This window comes from Pseudomonas sp. No.117, assembly GCF_054558395.1.
This window is the reverse complement of record NZ_BAAJNP010000003.1, coordinates 431667-448452: the sequence shown is the minus strand read 5'-3', so window position 1 is coordinate 448452 and position 16786 is coordinate 431667. Positions and strand designations below refer to the sequence as shown.

The following is a 16786-nucleotide window of genomic DNA, read 5'->3' as shown; positions in this document are numbered from 1 at the left end:
GCAAGGCTAGGAAGAAGGTGGCGATTCACGCTCGGGGGTGGGCAGCTCGGCGGCTATCCAGACCACCCCCGCGGCGTCCACTCGCGCTGGAACCGCGGTCAGGTGGCGACCGACGCAGGGGCCGGCGAAGCACAGGCCGCTACGCAACTCGAAATGCGCCGAGTGGGCGTAGCAGACGATGTGCTGGCCATCGGCGGAGAGGAATCGGTCGCGCTGGTACTCCAGGGGGCGATGGTTGTGCGGGCAGTCGTTGAGCCAGACGAAAACCTCGTCGCCCCGGCGTATGGCGAACACCCGATCATGGCGACCTTCGCGCAGCAGACCGCGGGCACCTTGATCGGGCAATTCGTCGCGATGACAGAGACGATGTTCGTTGTCCATTGCCGGGGTCTCACTCGCCTGGCGCCCATTTGTCACGCCCCTCGAAGAGGAACACCTGGGAGTTTTCCGCGCCGGGGTCCATGGCTCGCGGTACCCAACTGTCGTCGTGGTGGTCCATGTCGGCGTCGAATTCCATGGCCGCGCCGAAGGGACTGTTGAAGTACCAGAAGAAGTTGCTGCCCATGAGGTGGCGGCCCGGTCCCCAGAAGCTCTGGTAGCCCTTCTGCTGGAAGCGCCAGCCCTGTTGCAGGACCTCGCTCGCGGAGCCGAAATGGAAGGTGAAATGGTTGCAGCCGACCATGTGGGCGTTGTGACTCTGCAGCATGAACAGCGTGTGGTGTTCTTGGGTGCCGGCAGGCCGCAGAAAGGGTCCTAGATCGTTGAAGCGATCGGTGACCACGAAGCCCAGGCGCAGGTAGAAGGCCTCGGCCCGGGCGACGTCTTCGACGAAATAGACCACGTGGGACAGCGAGCGCGGCTTGATCTCCGCAGCAGGGTCTGCGGCGCAGTCATTGGGCGCTCGTCCCGGCGCCTGACCGGGTACGTTGAAGCCTAGGTAGGGGGCCTGGATCGGCTTGCGGCTGGACAGCTGAAAGGCGATGGCGAAGCCTGAGTCATCCAGGCAGTGCAGGCTGCCGTCGTCGCTGACGCGGACCTCGCGATCGGTCCCGAGCAGATCATGCAGGGCCGCCAGGGTGGCCTGGTCGGCCACGCCGTAGTGGGTCTCGCGTAAGCAGGGCGAGCGGGCGCCAGGCGGCAGCGGCGGCAGGCCGGGGTGGTCGCTGTGGCGGACGATTACCCCGGTGCCGTCCAGAGCGAGATAGGTGCCGCCGACCGCGGGATCGTAGTCCTGGGTATCCAGACCGTAGTCCAGCAGATACTGGTGTGCGGCAGCCAGATCCTCGACGCCGAACGTCAGGTATTCGAGACCGGTGATGTGCATGGCAATGTCTCCAGGGGCAGCCTGGCAGAACGGCCAGGCGAGCGGGCAGGAAAACCCGGCGGCGAGCTCAGGGCGGGCCGGGTTGGGTTTTCGGGTTCGAGTCAGGCGAGGCGGGTGCGTGGCGAAAGCTCAGGGTGCCGGCGCACCGCCAGGGTTCAAGGCGGCGGGGGGCCGGCGACAGCAGAGGCGGGCGCGAGGCGGAGCGAAGGGCGCTGGAACATGGCGTTGTCTCGACGTGGTTCTTGTTCTGAGTGCCTTGGCAGGTGTGGCCAGGACTGTTTTCAAGAAACTACGCAGCGCCAAGTCATTCGAGAAATTTTAATTTGGCATACGAAGCATCCGTTTGGTGGATGCCTGGGGATGAGTCAATCGCCGAGGTGGACCTTAGGCAGGGCCGCGGCACTTTCGGCGATCAGCTCGCGCAGCCAGTTCAGCCCTGGGTCGTGTTGCTGGTGGCGGTTCCATTGCATTGCCATCACCAAAGGGGGCGCATCCCAGGGTACCGTTAGGATCCTTAGCGGCAGTTCGCGGGCGGAGTGCAGGGCAAGCCGCAAATGCATGGTCGCTATGCGTCGGGTGCCCGGCAGGAAGGTTGGCACCTTGCTGAAGGCATTGGTAATGACTTCCACCCGGCGTTCGAAGTTGTAGCGATTGAGAAACCACTCATCCACAGACGGGATGCGCTGTTGCCCCCAGCGGGCCAGCACGTGGCCCATTTGCTTGTATTGCTCGAAGGAAAGGCTTTCGCCTACCTCTGGATGGTCCTGGCAGACCATGCAGACGAAGCTGTCCTCGAACAGGATCTGGCTGGGGTGCTCCTCGGTCAGATGGGTAGTAGGGAGCACCAGCAGATCGACGTGGCCACGCTCGATCATCTCCCGCGGATTGTCGTTGGGCGGGATCATCTCAAGGCTGGCATGCGGGGCAAGTTCGTTGAGGCGCCGGCTTACCTGGGGCAGCAGCACGGTACTGATGTAGTCCGAGGCCATCAGCACGAACTTGCGCTGTGCCTGTGCCGGATCGAACTGGTGGCGATTGTCCAGGGTTGAACGCATCTGGATCAGCAGGTCGCGGATCGGCTGGCTGAGCGCTTCGCCCTTGGGCGTACGGACCATCTTGCGTCCGTTCTGTACCAGCAATTCGTCCTGGAAGTACTCGCGCAGCCGGGCCAGGGCGGCGCTGGTGGCTGGTTGGCTGAGAAACAGCCGCTCGCCGGCGCGGGTGATGTTCTGCTCGACCAATAGCGCATCGAGCACCACCAGCAGGTTCAGATCCAGACCATAGAAACGCATGGGCTACTCCTGGCACCGGTGCGGTCCGGGGCTGTTGTTGTGAGAGGCGGGGCGCCTAGGACCAATCCAGCGCGCTTATGCCTCGTATGTCAACAAACGATTTCTCAAATACCTACGGGCTGCATACCGTCGAATCACAGCCGCCGTGATGGCGTGCGACAACAAGAATTAGGAGTGACCCATGCCGCCTTCCCGCCTCTCATGCTCCCCCAGCACGCCTTCCTTCTTCCGGGCTTTCCACCCCGCCGCGCGAGCCACTCGGCTGCGCTAGACGACCGTCGCCCCGGCGACCTCTCGCCGTGTCCCGGGCCTCTGTGCCCCGGCCTGCGGCCCAGCAAGAGACTTCAGCATGGCAAGCAACCCCCTCAAAGGCTGGCAGGTCGACCGCGCCAGCATCCAGTTCATCGGCCACGACCTGCAGCGCCCGGAATGCATCATTGCCCAACCCGACGGCACCCTGTGGAGCGCCGACGCCCGCGGTGGCGTGATGCGCATCGGCCCGGACGGCAGCCAGCGGCTGCTGGCACCGACCGTTACGGACAGCGCCCCGGTTAATTTCCAGCAGCGCTACGTGCAATCCCAGGGCGCCTCGCTGCCCAACGGCTTGGCGCTGACCGCGGACGGCGACTTCATCATCTGCAACTGGGGGCTGGACCGCATCGAGCGCCTCGATCGCCAGGGCCAGCTGACGGTGCTTCATGACCACCTCGAGGGTCAGCCACTGGGCAAGACCAACTTTCCGCTGCGCGATTCCCGTGGGCGGATCTGGTTCACCGTTACCACCACCCAGCAGCCCTGGACCGACTCCATCAACTCGGGGGTGCTGGATGGCTACATCGGCGTGATCGACGAAAAGGGCATCCGCATCGTCGCCGAGGGCTTCGGCGGCACCAACGAGATCCGCTTCGATGATCGCGAAGAGTGGCTCTATGTGGTCGAGAGTAACGTCAGGCGCATTTCCCGGCTGCGGCTGCGTCCCGATGGCTCGCTGGGCGAGCGCGAGGTGTACGGCCCCGCCGAGCTGGAAGGTTTTCCCGATGGGTTCGCCTTCGATACCTACGGCAACCTCTGGGTGACCCTGGTGATGAGCGACAAGCTGATCGCCCTGACCCCCGAGGGCGAGGTGCTGACGCTGCTCGACGACGGCGATCCCGAGGCCACCGCGCGCCTCAATCGGCACTACGCCGACAAGACCCTGACCCCCGACATCATGCAGGCCGCGCGCGGCACCCTGGCGCCCTGGCTGGCCAGCCTCACCTTCGGCGGCCCCGACCTGCGCACCGTCTACCTCGGCAGCCTGCAAGGCACCCGCATTCCCTATTTCCGCGCGCCGGTGGCGGGTCAGCCGCTGATTCACTGGCGCTAGTTTTCCTTACCTTTCCGAACAGGAGCTGCACATGATCCGGCAACTCAAACAGGGCCGTCCCGCCGAGGCGAAGGCCGAGCTGAACGCCCAAGTCCGCACCACCGTGGAAGAAATCCTCGGCGCCATCGAGCAGCGCGGGGATGCCGCCCTGCGCGATTACTCCGAACGCTTCGACAAGTGGGCCCCGGAGGATTTCCGCCTCTCGGCCGAACAGATCCAGGCCTGTATCGACAGCCTCTCGCCCCAGGCCATCGCCGACATCGAATTCGCCCAGGCGCAGATTCGTCGCTTCGCCCAGGTGCAACTGTTGTCGCTGCGCGACGTCGAGGTCGAAACCCTGCCCGGCGTGGTGCTGGGGCATCGCAACATCCCGGTCAATTCTGTGGGTTGCTACATCCCCGGGGGCAAGTATCCGCTGCTGGCCTCGGCGCACATGAGCGTCCTCACCGCCAAGGTGGCCGGGGTCAAGCGGGTGATCGCCTGCGCGCCGCCCTTCGCCGGCAAGCCCTCGCCGGAGATCGTCGCCGCCATGGCCCTGGCCGGCGCCGACGAGATCTACGTGATGGGTGGCGTACAGGGCGTGGCGGCGATGGCCTTGGGGACCGAAAGCATCGCCCCGGTGGACATGCTGGTCGGGCCGGGCAACGCCTATGTCGCCGAAGCCAAGCGCCAGCTCTATGGCCGCGTCGGCATCGATCTCTTCGCCGGTCCCACCGAGACCCTGGTGATCTGCGACGACAGCGTGGATGCCGAACTGGTGGCGGTGGACCTGCTCGGGCAGGCCGAGCACGGCCCCACCTCGCCGGCGGTGTGCCTCACCAGCAGCGCCCGCATCGCCGAGGAACTGCCGGCGGCCATCGAGCAGGTGCTCGCCCGCCTGGATACCGCGCCCATTGCCAGCCAGGCCTGGCGGGACTATGGCGAGATCATCCTCTGCGACACCGATGAGGAGTTGCTCGCGGAGTCCGAACGGATCTGTTCCGAGCACGTGCAGGTCATGACCCGTGATCCGGATTGGTTCCTCGCGCGCATGACCAACTACGGCGGGCTCTTCCTCGGCCATCGCACTAACGTGGCCTACGGCGACAAGGTGATCGGCACCAACCACACGCTGCCGACCCAGGGCGCGGGGCGCTACACCGGTGGGCTCTGGGTCGGCAAGTTCATCAAGACCCATACCTACCAGCGCATCCTCACCGATGCCGCCAGCGTGGCCATCGGCGAGGTGTGTTCGCGGCTCTGCGCCCTGGAGCATTTCTCCGGGCACAAGGAGCAGGCGGACATTCGCGTGCGCCGGCTGGGCGGTCGTCCGTGAGCGGCCAGCCCCTGGCCGGGCGGGTGGCGGTGGTCACCGGCGGCGCGGGCGGGTTGGGGTCGGCGATCTGCCGTGCTCTGGCCACTGCAGGTGCCGCGGTAGTGATCGGCTATCACGCCTCCGCCGAGGCCGCCCACCGGTTGGCGGCCGAATTGCCGGTCGCCGAGCTGGCCCACGCCGCCATGCCGCTGCCCGTCACCGAGAGCGCCGCACTGGTCGAGCAGGCCGCGATCATCGAGCGTACCTATGGCCGCTGCGACGTGCTGGTGAACAACGCGGGTACTACTCGCTTCGTCGCCCATGCCGATCTGGAGGGTCTGGACGATGCGCTGTTCGATCGCATCTTCGCCACGAACGTACGCGGCGCCCTGGCCATGGTCCGGGCGCTGCGGCCCTTGCTGGAGCGCGAGGGTAGCGGCCTGGTCGTCAACATCAGCTCCATTGCGGCGCGCACGGCCATGGGCAGCAACCTGGCCTACTGCGCGTCCAAGGCGGCGCTGGACAACCTGACCCAGTCCCTGGCGCGCGCCCTGGCCCCGCGGATCCGGGTGGTAGGGGTCGCCCCGGGCCTCGCCGACACCGAATTCGTCGCCGGTTTGGACCGTGCCTGGCGCGACGAACAGGCCGCCCGCACCCCGCTACAGCGGCTGGCCCGGTCCGAGGAGGTGGCGGCAGCGGTACTGGCCCTGGCCACCCAACTGACCTTCACCACCGGCGCCGTCATCCCCGTGGATGGCGGTCGCCCGCTCGCCTAGGAGGGATGCCATGAACACTCTCGCCCTCGCACAACGGTGCATCCCTCGTGGCGGCCTGCTCGAACTCATCCAGGTGGCGGCTTGCCCCACCTCAACGGAGATTGCCCCATGAAATTCGCCTCGCTCAAGGACGGTAGCCGCGACGGTCGGCTGCTGGTGGTCTCGCGTGATCTGCGCCGGGCGGTGATCGCGCCGGCATCGATGCCGCGGCTGCAGACCGTGTTGGAAGACTGGGAGGCCTGTGCACCCCAGCTCGAAGTGCTCTATGCCGAACTCAACGCCGGCCGCGTCGCGGAGGCCTTCGCCTTCGATCCCCAGGCGGTCATGGCGCCCCTGCCTCGGGCCTACCAATGGGCCGACGCCTCAGCGTTCCTTTCCCACGGTAACCTCATGGAACGGGCGTATGACCTGAATATTAAAAAGGACGCGGGTGTCCCCATCATCTATCAGGGCAGCGGCGACGATTTCTACGGCCCCTGCGACGACTACCCGGTGCCTGGCGAAGACCAGCACATCGATTTCGAGGGTGAGGTGGCCGTGGTCCTGGACGACGTGCCCCTGGGCGTCCAGCCCGCCGCCGCCGCCGGCCATATCCGCCTGCTGATGCTGCTCAACGACGTCAGCCTTCGCGCCCATCTGTTCAAGGAAATCAGCATCGGCTTCGGACCGCTGCGCGCCAAGCCGAGCACGGTGTTTGCGCCGGTCGCCATCACCCCGGATGAGCTAGGCGACGCCTGGCGCGACGGCCGGGTCCAGCTACCGCTGCACGTGGAGCTCAATGGCGAACGCTTCGGCGAGCCCCATGGCGGCGAGATGGACTTCAGCTTTCCCGAACTGGTGATGCACCTCGCGCGCACCCGCCGGTTGCGCGCCGGGACCGTGCTCGGCTCGGGCACCTTTTCCAACCGCGATTATCGTCGCACGGGCTCGGCCTGCCTGGCCGAGCAGCGCGCCATCGAAAAGCTCGAGCAGGGCGAGTCGCGCACGCCGTTCCTGAGCTTCGGTGATCGGCTGAGATTCGAAATCATCGGCCTCGATGGCCAGAGCCTGTTCGGCGCCATCGATCACCAATTCGTCGCGGCGCCGCTGCCGTCGGAGGTGTGAGATGCATGTCCTCGTGACCGGTGCCGGCGGTTTCGTCGGCCAGTGCCTGGTGCGTCGCCTGTTGGACGATGCCGAGGCCTTGCCCTGGACGCGCCTGACCTTGCTAGACGTCCAGTTGCCCGACGTGCCGAGCGATCCGCGGATCCATTCGCTCACGGGCAGCCTGGCCGAGCCGGAGGTGCTGGCCGCCGCGCTCGCCCACCCGGCCGAGGTTGTGTTCCACCTGGCCAGCGTGCCCGGTGGGCTGGCCGAACGGGACTACACCCTGGGCCGCCGGGTCAACCTGGACGCCACCCTGGCGCTGTTCGAGGGCCTGCAAAGGCCTACCCAGCCGCCGCGCGTGGTGTTCGCCAGCACCATTGCCGTCTATGGTCGCCTGCCGATGACGCCCATGGACGAGGCGGCCCCGCTGCGCCCGCAATTGAGCTACGGCACCCAGAAGCTGATCGGCGAGCTGCTGCTGGACGACTTCTCCCGGCGTGGTGGCCTGGATGGCATCGCCCTGCGCCTGCCCGGCATCGTGGCGCGACCGCCGCAGCCTTCCGGCCTACTGTCGGCCTTCATGAGCGACCTGTTCTGGCGACTGCGCGATGGCGAAGCCTTCGTCTGCCCGGTCGCGGCGGAAGGTACCGCCTGGTGGATGTCGGCGGCGCGCTGCGTCGACAACCTGCTGCACGCCGCGCGTGTGCCCAGCGCGGCGCTGGTCGAGCGCCGTGCGGTAACGCTGCCGGTGCTGCACCTGAGTTTCGCTGCGGTGGTGGACGGGCTGTGCGCTCGTTTCGGTGCCGACCGTCGACAACTGGTCAGCTATCGCCCCGATCCCGACCTGGAGCGAGCCTTCGCCCGCTATCCCGCTCTGGCTACCCCTAAGGCCGAGGCGCTGGGCTTCAAGCACGATGGCGACCTGGCTAGCTTGATCGAACGCACCCTGGACGGCTGACGTCCGCCGTCCAGGTAGTCACCGAACAACAATAACAAGCTGAGGAGAACACCATGACCGTTCCCGCCCGTTCCGGCTCTTCCGTGGCTCGTATCGCCACCTATCTCTTGTTGCTCATCAATTGCCTGGCACCCATGGCGGCCATTGTGGTGGCGCCCAGCCTGCCGCAGATGCAGGCGCATTTCGCCGATGTGCCCAACGTGCAGTTCCTGGTCCCCATCTCGCTGGCCGTGCCCGGACTGATGGTGGCCCTGCTGGGGCCCCTGATGGGCATCGTGGCCGATCGCCTGGGCCGCAAACGCCTGCTGCTGCTGGCCATGGTGGGCTATGGGTGCATGGGCGTGCTGCCGCTGTTCCTCGAGTCGCTGCATGCCATCATCATCAGTCGGATCCTGCTGGGTTGCATGGAGGCAGTGGTCGTGACCATCAGCACCACGCTGATCGGTGATTACTACAGCGGCGCGCTCCGGCAACGCTACCTGGCCCTGCAGACCACCTTCGCCGCCAGCTCCGCCATCCTCTTCTTCATGATCGGTGGTGCCCTGGGTGAACTCGGCTGGCGGATGCCGTACATGGTCTATGTGGTCGCCCTGGTCATGGCACTATTTGCCTACTTCCTGCTGTGGGAGCCGCAGCGTCAGAGCCTGAGCGCCGAAGATACCCAGGATGCGTCGCAGCAGGCCAAGGCTTTTCGCCCCGCGCTCTTGGCCGTGATCTGCCTCGTGACCCTGGTGGGCGGTGTCGCCTTCATGGTGTTACAGATCCAGCTGGCCTACCTGCTGCGCGACATCGGCCAGGCCTCGCCGAGCACTGCCGGCATGATCGCCTCGGCCTGCAGCGTGATGATCGTGCTGGGTACGCTCAGCGTGCACCTGTTGCTGCGTCTCAAGCTGCGCATCCCGCATTGCCTGGCCGTGGCGTTCGGCCTGATCGGCTGCAGCTTCCTGCTGGTGCCCTGGGCCGACCGGGCCTCCCTGATGCTAATGGTGGCGCTGATCAACGGCCTGGGTTGCGGCCTGATGCTGCCGAGTCTGGCCATCTGGAACATGCGCGAACTGCCCTGGCAGCGTCGCGCCTTCGGCACCGGTGCTTGGTATGGCAGCTATTCGCTGGGCGCCTTCCTGAGTCCCATCCTGGTGGTTGCGGTCACCGCACATACCCAAGGTCTGGCGGCCACGGTGGGCCTGGCGGCCTGGGTCCTGCTGCCGATGGCGGTCATCGCCCTGTTGTGCGCCTTCTGCAGCCGGCCGCGGATCGGTTTTCCCTTCGCCGCTCGCAATGTCGAGGAAGCCTGAGATGGCTGCTACCGAACGCGGCCGGCTCGCCGGCAAGATTGCCCTGATCACCGGCGTGGGCAATGGAATCGGTCAGGCCTGTGCACTGCTGTTCGCCCGTCAGGGCGCCCAGGTATTGGGCTGCGATCGCGACGCTGAAGCGGCCGAGCAGACCCTTGCCCTGGCGCGGGCAGAGGGGCTGCAGAGCCTGGCCATATACACCTGTGACCTTACCCAGCCGGCCGCGGTAAAAACGTGGATCGAGTGGGCCTGTGCCCAGGGCGACGGCGGCTTTGACTGTTTAGTCAACGCCGCAGCCTTCGGTGCCTTCGCCTGGATCGAGGACATGGATTACGAAGCCCAGTGGCGGCGGACCCTCACGGGTGAGTTGGACATCGTCTTCCTGGTCTGCCAGGCCGCCTGGCCGGTGCTCAAGGCGCGCGGCGGCGGGGTGGTCCTTAATTTCGCATCCGCCAATGCGCGGATGGCGCTGGAGGGCTCGCCCGCCCTTGCTCACTGCGCCGGCAAGGGCGGGGTGCTGGCCATGACCCGCCAACTGGCGATGGAGGGCGGGCCGCACAACATCCGCGCCAACACCCTGTCACCCGGGCTGATCGAGACGCAAGCCACGCGGGCTCATATGGCACGAGATCCTGAGCTGCGTCCTACGGCTCTTAGCCGTCAGTTCCTGCGCGAACGGCTGGGCATGCCGGAGGACGTCGCCTGGGCAGCAGTCTTTCTGGCGTCTGACGAGGCCGTCTGGATAACCGGGGCTGATCTGGCGGTAGATGCTGGCGCTACCGCCGGTTGAAGCAAGACGTTCAACTTCCCCCGCACAGGCATCTGGCGATGCCGCGGGTAACTGTGTCCGCAATAACAACAACAAAGGATGTCGACATGAACAACACCCATGGCAAGTTTTTCGTTCTCTCCCTGGTACTAGCCGCGCTTCATGCCGGAACGGTGTTCGCCGCCGATCTGGATCAGGGAGGGCGTCAGCAGCTGCCTTCCAGCACCGACGACAGCCTGCCTAACGAACGGGTAGGGCCGCGGGTACTGTTCGTCGAGCCGCGGCAACCCGCGGCTGCCGGACGGCCGCTGGAAGAGCAGGGGCGCTGGCTCAAGGAACAGGGCATCAGTCCGCACTTGGACATGACGCAGTTCTACCTTGCCAACCCCAGCGCAGGCGTCGATACCGGCCGTCACGGAACGTTGACGCTGTTCGGGATAGGTGCCGACTTCGACATGGACAAGCTTGCCGGCGTACCGGGGGGGCTGGTGCATTTCATGCAGCTCTATGTGCCTTGGACCTCGAACCTCGCCTACGGTACCCAGGTTGGCGACGCGCTGGCGGGCAAGCCATCACCCTATATTCCCCGCGTTAGCCACCTGACGCTGTTCACCTATGAGCAGCGTCTGCTGGACGACCGTCTGACCCTGGAGGCGGGCAAGAGCAACGCCGGCACCTATTTCGCCCTGCCGCTGTGCAATTTGCCTTACGGCTGTGTGAGCCCGGCTATTTTGCAGGATACGGCGGGGATTAACCCGCCTCCCTATGCCAACTGGAGTTTCCGCAGTGCCTACGATTTCACCCCGCAATGGCGTGCTCAGCTGGGTACCTGGCGTAGCTACAACGCCTATCCGTTCACCAACGGCTGGGAGCGGCGCGAGGGGGACATGGGCGGGTCGTTGAGTACCATCTACTTGGGCAACATCGCCTACCGGACCGACTTTTCGATGAGCACCTATCCCACCTCTTTCGAGCTGATGGGGTTCTATAACAATCGTCGACAAAACGATCCCTACTACACCGTCGATGGCACCTCCCGGGTCACCAGCCAGGCCGCACCTGCTACCCATGATGGCGTCAGTGGCTTCTATGTAGGCGCGAAACAGACCTTCTGGCGCGCCGATGGCGGTCAGCCTGGGGTACGCAATCCTACCGCCCTAAGCGTCCATGGCAGCCTCTCCCACGTATTCGAAGAGGAGACTGCCAGCGGTGTGGCCAATCAGGCCGATCTGGGTCTGATCCTATCGGCGCCGTTCCGCAGCCGACCGTTCGACAGCTATTCCATCAAGGCCAGTTGGGCGCAGCTCAGCGATCACCAGCAGCGATTCCTCGAAGACGCCCATGCCGCGAGCAGCGGCGGCGGCGACTATCGGCCTGGGCGCGATGAGTACGCGCTTTCCCTGGACGCCAACTTCGTCCTGACCGACAGCATCGTGCTCAGCCCCTACGTGACCCGCACCTTCCACGGCAGCAGCTACCTCAATCCTTTCAGTGGCGACAATCCACGCGACGGCTACGCCTTCGGCGTGCTGCTGCATGTGCAGTTCGATCAACTTTTGGGCTTGAACGGCCTTAAATAATCTCGTCTTCAGCCCCCTCTAACTCGCATTCAGCAGACCCATGCCATGTTTCTGTCGGATGCGGGCTAGGACAGCTAAGTGAGCGCCATGCGTAGACATCGCTTTAAACTTGGAACAACGCTCTACCTAGCCTTCGCCCTGAGTGCGACGGTTACCGTTCTTACCGGCTTGTTTGGTCGCCTGGCCGTTGATCGGCAGGCGCAGGCCGCTCAGGTCGTGTTGGAGCGGTCGCTGCCTGCATCGCGTCTGGTCGGTGATCTAAAACAGAGTGCCACGGCGCACAATCGTGATCTGTTCAGTGTCATGGCACTGAGCTTTAGTGGCACGTCCCCAGAAGTCATCGCTCAGGTCATGACTCGGCTCGGTCAGGACGCGGTATCGACGGAGGACGGGTACCGCCAGCTGCTAGTCTTGGACGTGATAGCCCCGCGCGATCTTGCAGTTTTCCATGACGCCTGGGCGGACTATCTCAAGCATATGGAAAGCGGCTTGGCCGCCTTGCGCCATGGCGATGCAGGCGCCTTGCACCAGACGATGCGCGACCAGGTCATGCCCGCCTATGATGCGGCGATGCAAGCGCTCGGCCGGGCCGGTCAGGACGTCGCGGCGGCGGTCGAGGCGTCGGCTAACCGGGTAAGGTTGGAAGGGCAAGAAGCTCAGCGGCGTCTCGAGCGCGCGATCGTCATCTCACTGCTGCTCGCCGCCTGTCTGGCCTGGTACCTCAAGCGCCTTATCGCTCGACCAATCCAGCAAGCCGTGGACTATGCCAGCCGCCTCGCCACGGGCGATCTGACGCGCACTCTCCTGGTGGAAGGCAACAATGAGATAGCAACGCTACTCAGGGCTCTGGTGAACATGCGCCAGCAACTCATGGAGGCGCTGAGCGCCATCGCTGGTGCAGCGGACGAATTGGTGACCGCAGCGGCACAGTTGGCCCAGGGCACTGTGGCCAGTCGTGAGCTTGTCGATCGGGAAAACGCCGAGTTGCAACAAGCTAGTGCTGCCATTACTGAATTGACCCTTGCCATTGAAGAGGTCGCGCGAAGCGCGGCAGCGAGCACCGAGTTATCCGAGAAAACCGTCGACAACTCTGGCACCGGTCGGGAGAGGGTCAACGATGCTGCGACTGCGGTACAGACCCTCACTGGTGAGATCGAGAGTTCCACGAGCAAGGTCATCGAACTCGATGACAGGATCAAGAAGATCCGTATCGTGCTGGACGTGATTCGCGGAGTAGCCGATCAGACTAATCTTTTGGCCCTTAATGCGGCTATTGAAGCAGCGAGGGCAGGCGAGCAGGGCCGCGGTTTCGCCGTGGTTGCGGATGAAGTCCGCGCGTTGGCGCACCGTACGCAAGCCTCAACCGGCGAAATTGAGGCGTTGATCCATGCGGTGGTCAGCAGCGCCGAAGAAACCGTGGGCTGCATGCACAGTAGTCGAGAGCTTGCGGTGGGCACCTGGGATTCGACGGCAGCCGCCGGCACGGCGCTGGACCTCATCGTGACCAACATGAGCGCCCTGAATGAGCGCAACCTGGTACTTACCCAGGCTTCCAGCGAACAGGCCCAAGCCGCGCGTGAGGTCGACATCCGTTTGCTGAGCATCAAAAACTTAGCTGAGCGGGTCGAGCAGATTTCCGTCCAGACCACTACTGCCACCGGCGAACTTCAGCGGTTGGCAATGTCACTCCACGAGCGATCGAGCCGTTTTAGCTATTGAATCCGCGGCCTTGGCCTTGATTGTGGCGCAAGGTCCGCCGCTTTTTACCCAAGGTGTCCCCGCTCCCCTAAAGACCTTTCTGGATTGCCGGCCTCTATCGCTTCGGATGCCACGGATTCCGGAGTGGACTGGTGCCTAACGTTGGTGGTGGCTTCCCATGCAAAAAGTAATCATCCCGTTCCTCCTATGGTTGTCCAACGAACTTCGCGGCGGTCTCGCAGGCTTCGGTCGAGCGTGCGACGGCGGCGGCGATCTTGCCCTCGAACATCCACGCCATGAGCCTGGGGTTTCGGCCGACGAACCGGGTGGGAAGCACCGACTCGGTCCCTGATGGCGACCCTCCGAGACGTGCGGGAGCAGCCGGCGACAGGCAAGGGGGCCGTACAGTATCGATCTCGAATTGCCTTTGTTGTGTCCAGGTCGCCGAAGGTGAGCAGGCGCTGTCGGAATCCAAGTCGTGCAACCGATCACCGGTAGCTGTTGACCCCGGAGAAACCCGCCGCGGCGGGATGTCTGAACCTCACTGGGGGGCCGCGACAGATGAACGGGCCTGGCCAGGACGCCGCTGTCACACGAGTGACTGGAGTTCGGCTACGGGGCCTAGGGTACTGTGGCAAGCGCAAACGCTCGATGGAAGTCCGCCTGGATCAGGCGGACTTCCATCGAGCGTCGCACCGCGTGGAGCTGCGGTAATGGCTGCCGTGTCAGGAGCCCGGCAGCCGGGTGTGCTGAGGGTGGCAGGCTAGGTGTGTAAACCCAGTACGTTGTTCAGTGGCAACGGAGCTCGACTGATGGGCGGTTTGTAGTTGAGGCTGGAATGCGGTCTGTGCCAGTTGTAGTGATGCAGCCACGCGGGTAAATGCTGGGCTCGCTGCTCGGAGCTGTCGTAGCTGCGAGCATAGGCCCACTCACGCAGGCTCGTCTGGATGAAGCGCTCGGCCTTGCCGTTCGTACGCGGCGTATAGGGTTTGGTACGGATGTGCTTCAGCCCGAGCCGAGCACACAAGCGCCGAAACGAATGAGAGCGGTAGCAGGCACCGTTGTCTGTCATGACTCGCTCAAAGCGGATACCTAGGCCGCGGTAGTAACGCACCGTCTGCAACAAGGCTCGACAGGCGCTACTGCCGCGCTCGTCCGGGTGCAGGCTGGTGAAGGCCAGCCGAGACGCATCATCGATGGCCACATGTACGAACTCCCAGCCGGCGCCATCGCAGCCCTGCTGACGATCCCCCGTCACGCGGTGGCCTGGTCTCCAAAATCGGCCAAGCTTCTTGATATCCAGGTGTAGCAGATCGCCGGCCTTGGGATATTCGTAGCGCACCACCACCGGGGCGGGCTCCAGCTCGGCCAAACGATGAAAGCCTGCCTGTTTGAGACGACGCGCAACAGTACTGACGGCCACGCCGAGTACTTGGGCGATCTGTCGATAGGTATGTCGAGATCGGCGTAGTTGGATCAAGTGCGCGATCAGGTCGCTCGAGGTCCCATGCGGGCAGGAATGCGGACGTGATGAACGATCCATCAAACCGGACTCGCCTTCCTCACGAAAGCGCCTGAGCCACTTGTAGGCCGTACGGACACTGACTCCCGCCGCTTGTGCTGCATCCTCAGCGCGCAGCCCAGTGAGCATGCGTTGCACGAGAAGGGCTCGACCTCGAGGGGTAAGACGGGCATGTTTATGTAGGTTCATCCGGGGCTCCTGGAACGCTGTGTTGGTCGCGCTTCCAGAATTCCGGGAATGCCCCGGATGAACAACCTACTGAGAGATCACAGCTAGGCCGGAGCCCGAGAGTCGCCCAGGCCGCCTAAGGCTATATATTTGAGCTCCAGATACTCGTCGAGCCCATAGCGCGAGCCTTCGCGACCGAGCCCCGAGGCCTTGACTCCTCCGAATGGCGCTACCTCGGTCGAGATCAATCCTTCGTTCACGCCGACCATGCCGAATTCCAGGGCCTCGATTACCCGGAACGCGCGTCCGAGATCGCGGGTATAGACGTAGGAGGCGAGGCCGAACGGGGTGTCGTTGGCTAGGGCGACGGCCTCGGCTTCGTCTTTAAATCGGAACAGCGGCGCCACCGGACCGAAGGTTTCCTCGGCAAATATGAGGGCTTCCCGCGGGACATCGGCGAGTACCGTAGGCTCGAAGAAGTTGCCACCCAGCGCATGGCGCCGTCCACCGGCGAGCACGCGAGCACCGCGGGCGCAGGCATCGGCGACGTGCTCCTCCACCTTGGCCACGGCCTGAGCATCTATCAGGGGACCCTGAACGACCCCGGGTTGTGTGCCAGGACCTATCATCAAGGCCGCTGACCTTTCGGCAAGCCGGGTGGCGAAGGCCTCGAAGATACCGTCTTGGATGAACAGGCGATTGGCGGCGATGCACGCCTGTCCCGTGTTCCGGTACTTGGCCGCCAACGCGCCTTCCACGGCAGTCTCAAGGTCGGCGTCGTTGAACACGATGAAGGGTGCGTTGCCGCCCAATTCCATGCTGGTCTTCTTAATCGTCGGTGCACATTGGGCGAGCAGCCGGGCACCCACCTCGGTGGAGCCGGTAAAGGACAGTTTGCGTACCAGAGGACTGCTGGTCAGCGCCTCGCCGATAGGCTGGGCGGCGCCGGTGATGATGTTGCACAGGCCCGGGGGCAGACCAGCCCGCTCGGCGAGCACGCCGAGTGCGAGCGCCGACAGAGGCGTCTGCCGCGCCGGTTTGATCACTCCACCACAACCTGCGGCCCAGCCCGGTGCCGCCTTGCGGGCGATCATTGCCGCCGGGAAGTTCCATGGCGTGATCGCCGCGAAGACGCCGATTGGGGCCTTTTGCACCAGGATACGGCGACCGGCTGCATTGGTCGGGATCAGGTCACCGTAGGCGCGCTTGGCTTCTTCCGCGAACCATTCGATATAGCCGGCGGCATAGCGTAATTCACCGCGGGCTTCCGCGAGGGGTTTGCCTTGTTCGGCAGTAAGAATCAACGTCAGGTCTTCCAGGTGTTCAATCACCAGGTCATAGAGGCAACGTAGGATTCGCGCGCGCTCTGCGGGCAGTTCAGTACGCCAGAGACGCTGCGCCCGCTCAGCTGCGGCGATAGCGCGATGGGTCTCGAGGGCGCCCGCATCCGGCACCTCGGCCAACAACTGGCCGGTGGCTGGGTTACGGACCTCCAGGGTACGGCCGCTGTCGGCCTGGACCCAGGCACCGTCGATCAGTATCGCCTGGCGCAGCAGGCTGGGATCACGAAGCGTTGTTGCGAGATTGAGCATGAGTAAGGCTCCGGTCGGCGATGACACCGACACTGTATTGGTCGGCAAGCTGGCAGGGCCCTCGTT

The 16786-nt window shown here is 64.6% G+C and carries 13 protein-coding genes and 2 pseudogenes; 10 read left to right on the top strand and 5 right to left on the bottom strand.

The window, feature by feature from the left end; all coding sequences use genetic code 11:
* Window positions 1-6 precede the first annotated feature (6 nt).
* The 3 genes from ACYJP6_RS08800 to ACYJP6_RS08790 form a co-directional block, all read right to left on the bottom strand.
* Window positions 7-381, bottom strand: coding sequence for a Rieske (2Fe-2S) protein (locus tag ACYJP6_RS08800; protein WP_145250761.1), 375 nt, complete (start codon window positions 379-381; stop codon window positions 7-9).
* 10 nt (window positions 382-391) lie between these two features.
* Entirely contained in the window at window positions 392-1324 is a 933-nt protein-coding gene (locus ACYJP6_RS08795) for a VOC family protein (protein WP_459474661.1), read from the bottom strand.
* Between the two features lie 365 nt (window positions 1325-1689).
* Complete coding sequence (locus tag ACYJP6_RS08790; RefSeq protein ID WP_145250755.1) at window positions 1690-2616, bottom strand: LysR family transcriptional regulator; 927 nt, start codon at window positions 2614-2616, stop codon at window positions 1690-1692.
* A gap of 349 nt (window positions 2617-2965) precedes the next feature.
* Here ACYJP6_RS08790 and ACYJP6_RS08785 point away from each other — a divergent pair, with 349 nt between their 5' ends.
* The 10 genes and pseudogenes from ACYJP6_RS08785 to ACYJP6_RS08740 all read left to right on the top strand — a co-directional run.
* On the top strand, window positions 2966-3982 hold the full coding sequence (locus ACYJP6_RS08785) for an SMP-30/gluconolactonase/LRE family protein (RefSeq protein ID WP_459474660.1): 1017 nt from the start codon (window positions 2966-2968) through the stop codon (window positions 3980-3982).
* A 31-nt stretch (window positions 3983-4013) separates the two neighbouring features.
* Window positions 4014-5297, top strand: coding sequence for a histidinol dehydrogenase (hisD, locus tag ACYJP6_RS08780; protein WP_145250748.1), 1284 nt, complete (start codon window positions 4014-4016; stop codon window positions 5295-5297).
* A complete protein-coding gene (locus tag ACYJP6_RS08775; RefSeq protein WP_222117148.1) occupies window positions 5294-6052 on the top strand; it encodes an SDR family NAD(P)-dependent oxidoreductase in 759 nt (252 codons plus the stop codon). The genes hisD and ACYJP6_RS08775 overlap by 4 nt, the downstream gene beginning before the upstream one ends.
* Before the next feature lie 108 nt (window positions 6053-6160).
* Window positions 6161-7156 (top strand): fumarylacetoacetate hydrolase family protein, encoded by a 996-nt coding sequence (locus ACYJP6_RS08770; protein ID WP_145250745.1) that lies wholly within the window; start codon window positions 6161-6163, stop codon window positions 7154-7156.
* Window position 7157: 1 nt separating this feature from the next.
* Window positions 7158-8096 carry an NAD-dependent epimerase/dehydratase family protein gene (locus tag ACYJP6_RS08765; RefSeq protein WP_145250742.1) on the top strand — a complete coding sequence of 313 codons (939 nt, stop codon included), beginning with the start codon at window positions 7158-7160 and terminating at the stop codon, window positions 8094-8096.
* A 53-nt stretch (window positions 8097-8149) separates the two neighbouring features.
* Window positions 8150-9391, top strand: coding sequence for an MFS transporter (locus ACYJP6_RS08760; RefSeq protein ID WP_145250739.1), 1242 nt, complete (start codon window positions 8150-8152; stop codon window positions 9389-9391).
* A 1-nt stretch (window position 9392) separates the two neighbouring features.
* Window positions 9393-10181, top strand: a complete 789-nt coding sequence (locus ACYJP6_RS08755; RefSeq protein ID WP_145250736.1) for an SDR family NAD(P)-dependent oxidoreductase — start codon at window positions 9393-9395, stop codon at window positions 10179-10181.
* A gap of 86 nt (window positions 10182-10267) precedes the next feature.
* Window positions 10268-11740, top strand: coding sequence for a carbohydrate porin (locus tag ACYJP6_RS08750; RefSeq protein ID WP_145250733.1), 1473 nt, complete (start codon window positions 10268-10270; stop codon window positions 11738-11740).
* 87 nt (window positions 11741-11827) lie between these two features.
* Window positions 11828-12598, top strand: a pseudogene (locus tag ACYJP6_RS08745) (HAMP domain-containing protein); the annotation flags it as partial.
* 351 nt (window positions 12599-12949) lie between these two features.
* A pseudogene (locus ACYJP6_RS08740) lies at window positions 12950-13459 on the top strand (methyl-accepting chemotaxis protein); the annotation flags it as partial.
* 742 nt (window positions 13460-14201) lie between these two features.
* Here the strand turns inward: ACYJP6_RS08740 and ACYJP6_RS08735 are convergent.
* Together ACYJP6_RS08735 and ACYJP6_RS08730 are read right to left on the bottom strand one after the other, a co-directional pair.
* Window positions 14202-15149, bottom strand: a complete 948-nt coding sequence (locus ACYJP6_RS08735; RefSeq protein WP_459474658.1) for an IS481 family transposase — start codon at window positions 15147-15149, stop codon at window positions 14202-14204.
* Between the two features lie 83 nt (window positions 15150-15232).
* On the bottom strand, window positions 15233-16720 hold the full coding sequence (locus ACYJP6_RS08730) for an NAD-dependent succinate-semialdehyde dehydrogenase (RefSeq protein WP_459474657.1): 1488 nt from the start codon (window positions 16718-16720) through the stop codon (window positions 15233-15235).
* Window positions 16721-16786: the final 66 nt, after the last annotated feature.

Coding starts and splice junctions, on each gene's coding strand:
- ACYJP6_RS08800 (WP_145250761.1), bottom strand. CDS start 381: ATGGACAACGAACATCGTCTCTGTCATCGCGACGAATTGCCCGATCAA.
- ACYJP6_RS08795 (WP_459474661.1), bottom strand. CDS start 1,324: ATGCACATCACCGGTCTCGAATACCTGACGTTCGGCGTCGAGGATCTG.
- ACYJP6_RS08790 (WP_145250755.1), bottom strand. CDS start 2,616: ATGCGTTTCTATGGTCTGGATCTGAACCTGCTGGTGGTGCTCGATGCG.
- ACYJP6_RS08785 (WP_459474660.1), top strand. CDS start 2,966: ATGGCAAGCAACCCCCTCAAAGGCTGGCAGGTCGACCGCGCCAGCATC.
- hisD (WP_145250748.1), top strand. CDS start 4,014: ATGATCCGGCAACTCAAACAGGGCCGTCCCGCCGAGGCGAAGGCCGAG.
- ACYJP6_RS08770 (WP_145250745.1), top strand. CDS start 6,161: ATGAAATTCGCCTCGCTCAAGGACGGTAGCCGCGACGGTCGGCTGCTG.
- ACYJP6_RS08765 (WP_145250742.1), top strand. CDS start 7,158: ATGCATGTCCTCGTGACCGGTGCCGGCGGTTTCGTCGGCCAGTGCCTG.
- ACYJP6_RS08760 (WP_145250739.1), top strand. CDS start 8,150: ATGACCGTTCCCGCCCGTTCCGGCTCTTCCGTGGCTCGTATCGCCACC.
- ACYJP6_RS08755 (WP_145250736.1), top strand. CDS start 9,393: ATGGCTGCTACCGAACGCGGCCGGCTCGCCGGCAAGATTGCCCTGATC.
- ACYJP6_RS08750 (WP_145250733.1), top strand. CDS start 10,268: ATGAACAACACCCATGGCAAGTTTTTCGTTCTCTCCCTGGTACTAGCC.
- ACYJP6_RS08735 (WP_459474658.1), bottom strand. CDS start 15,149: ATGAACCTACATAAACATGCCCGTCTTACCCCTCGAGGTCGAGCCCTT.
- ACYJP6_RS08730 (WP_459474657.1), bottom strand. CDS start 16,720: ATGCTCAATCTCGCAACAACGCTTCGTGATCCCAGCCTGCTGCGCCAG.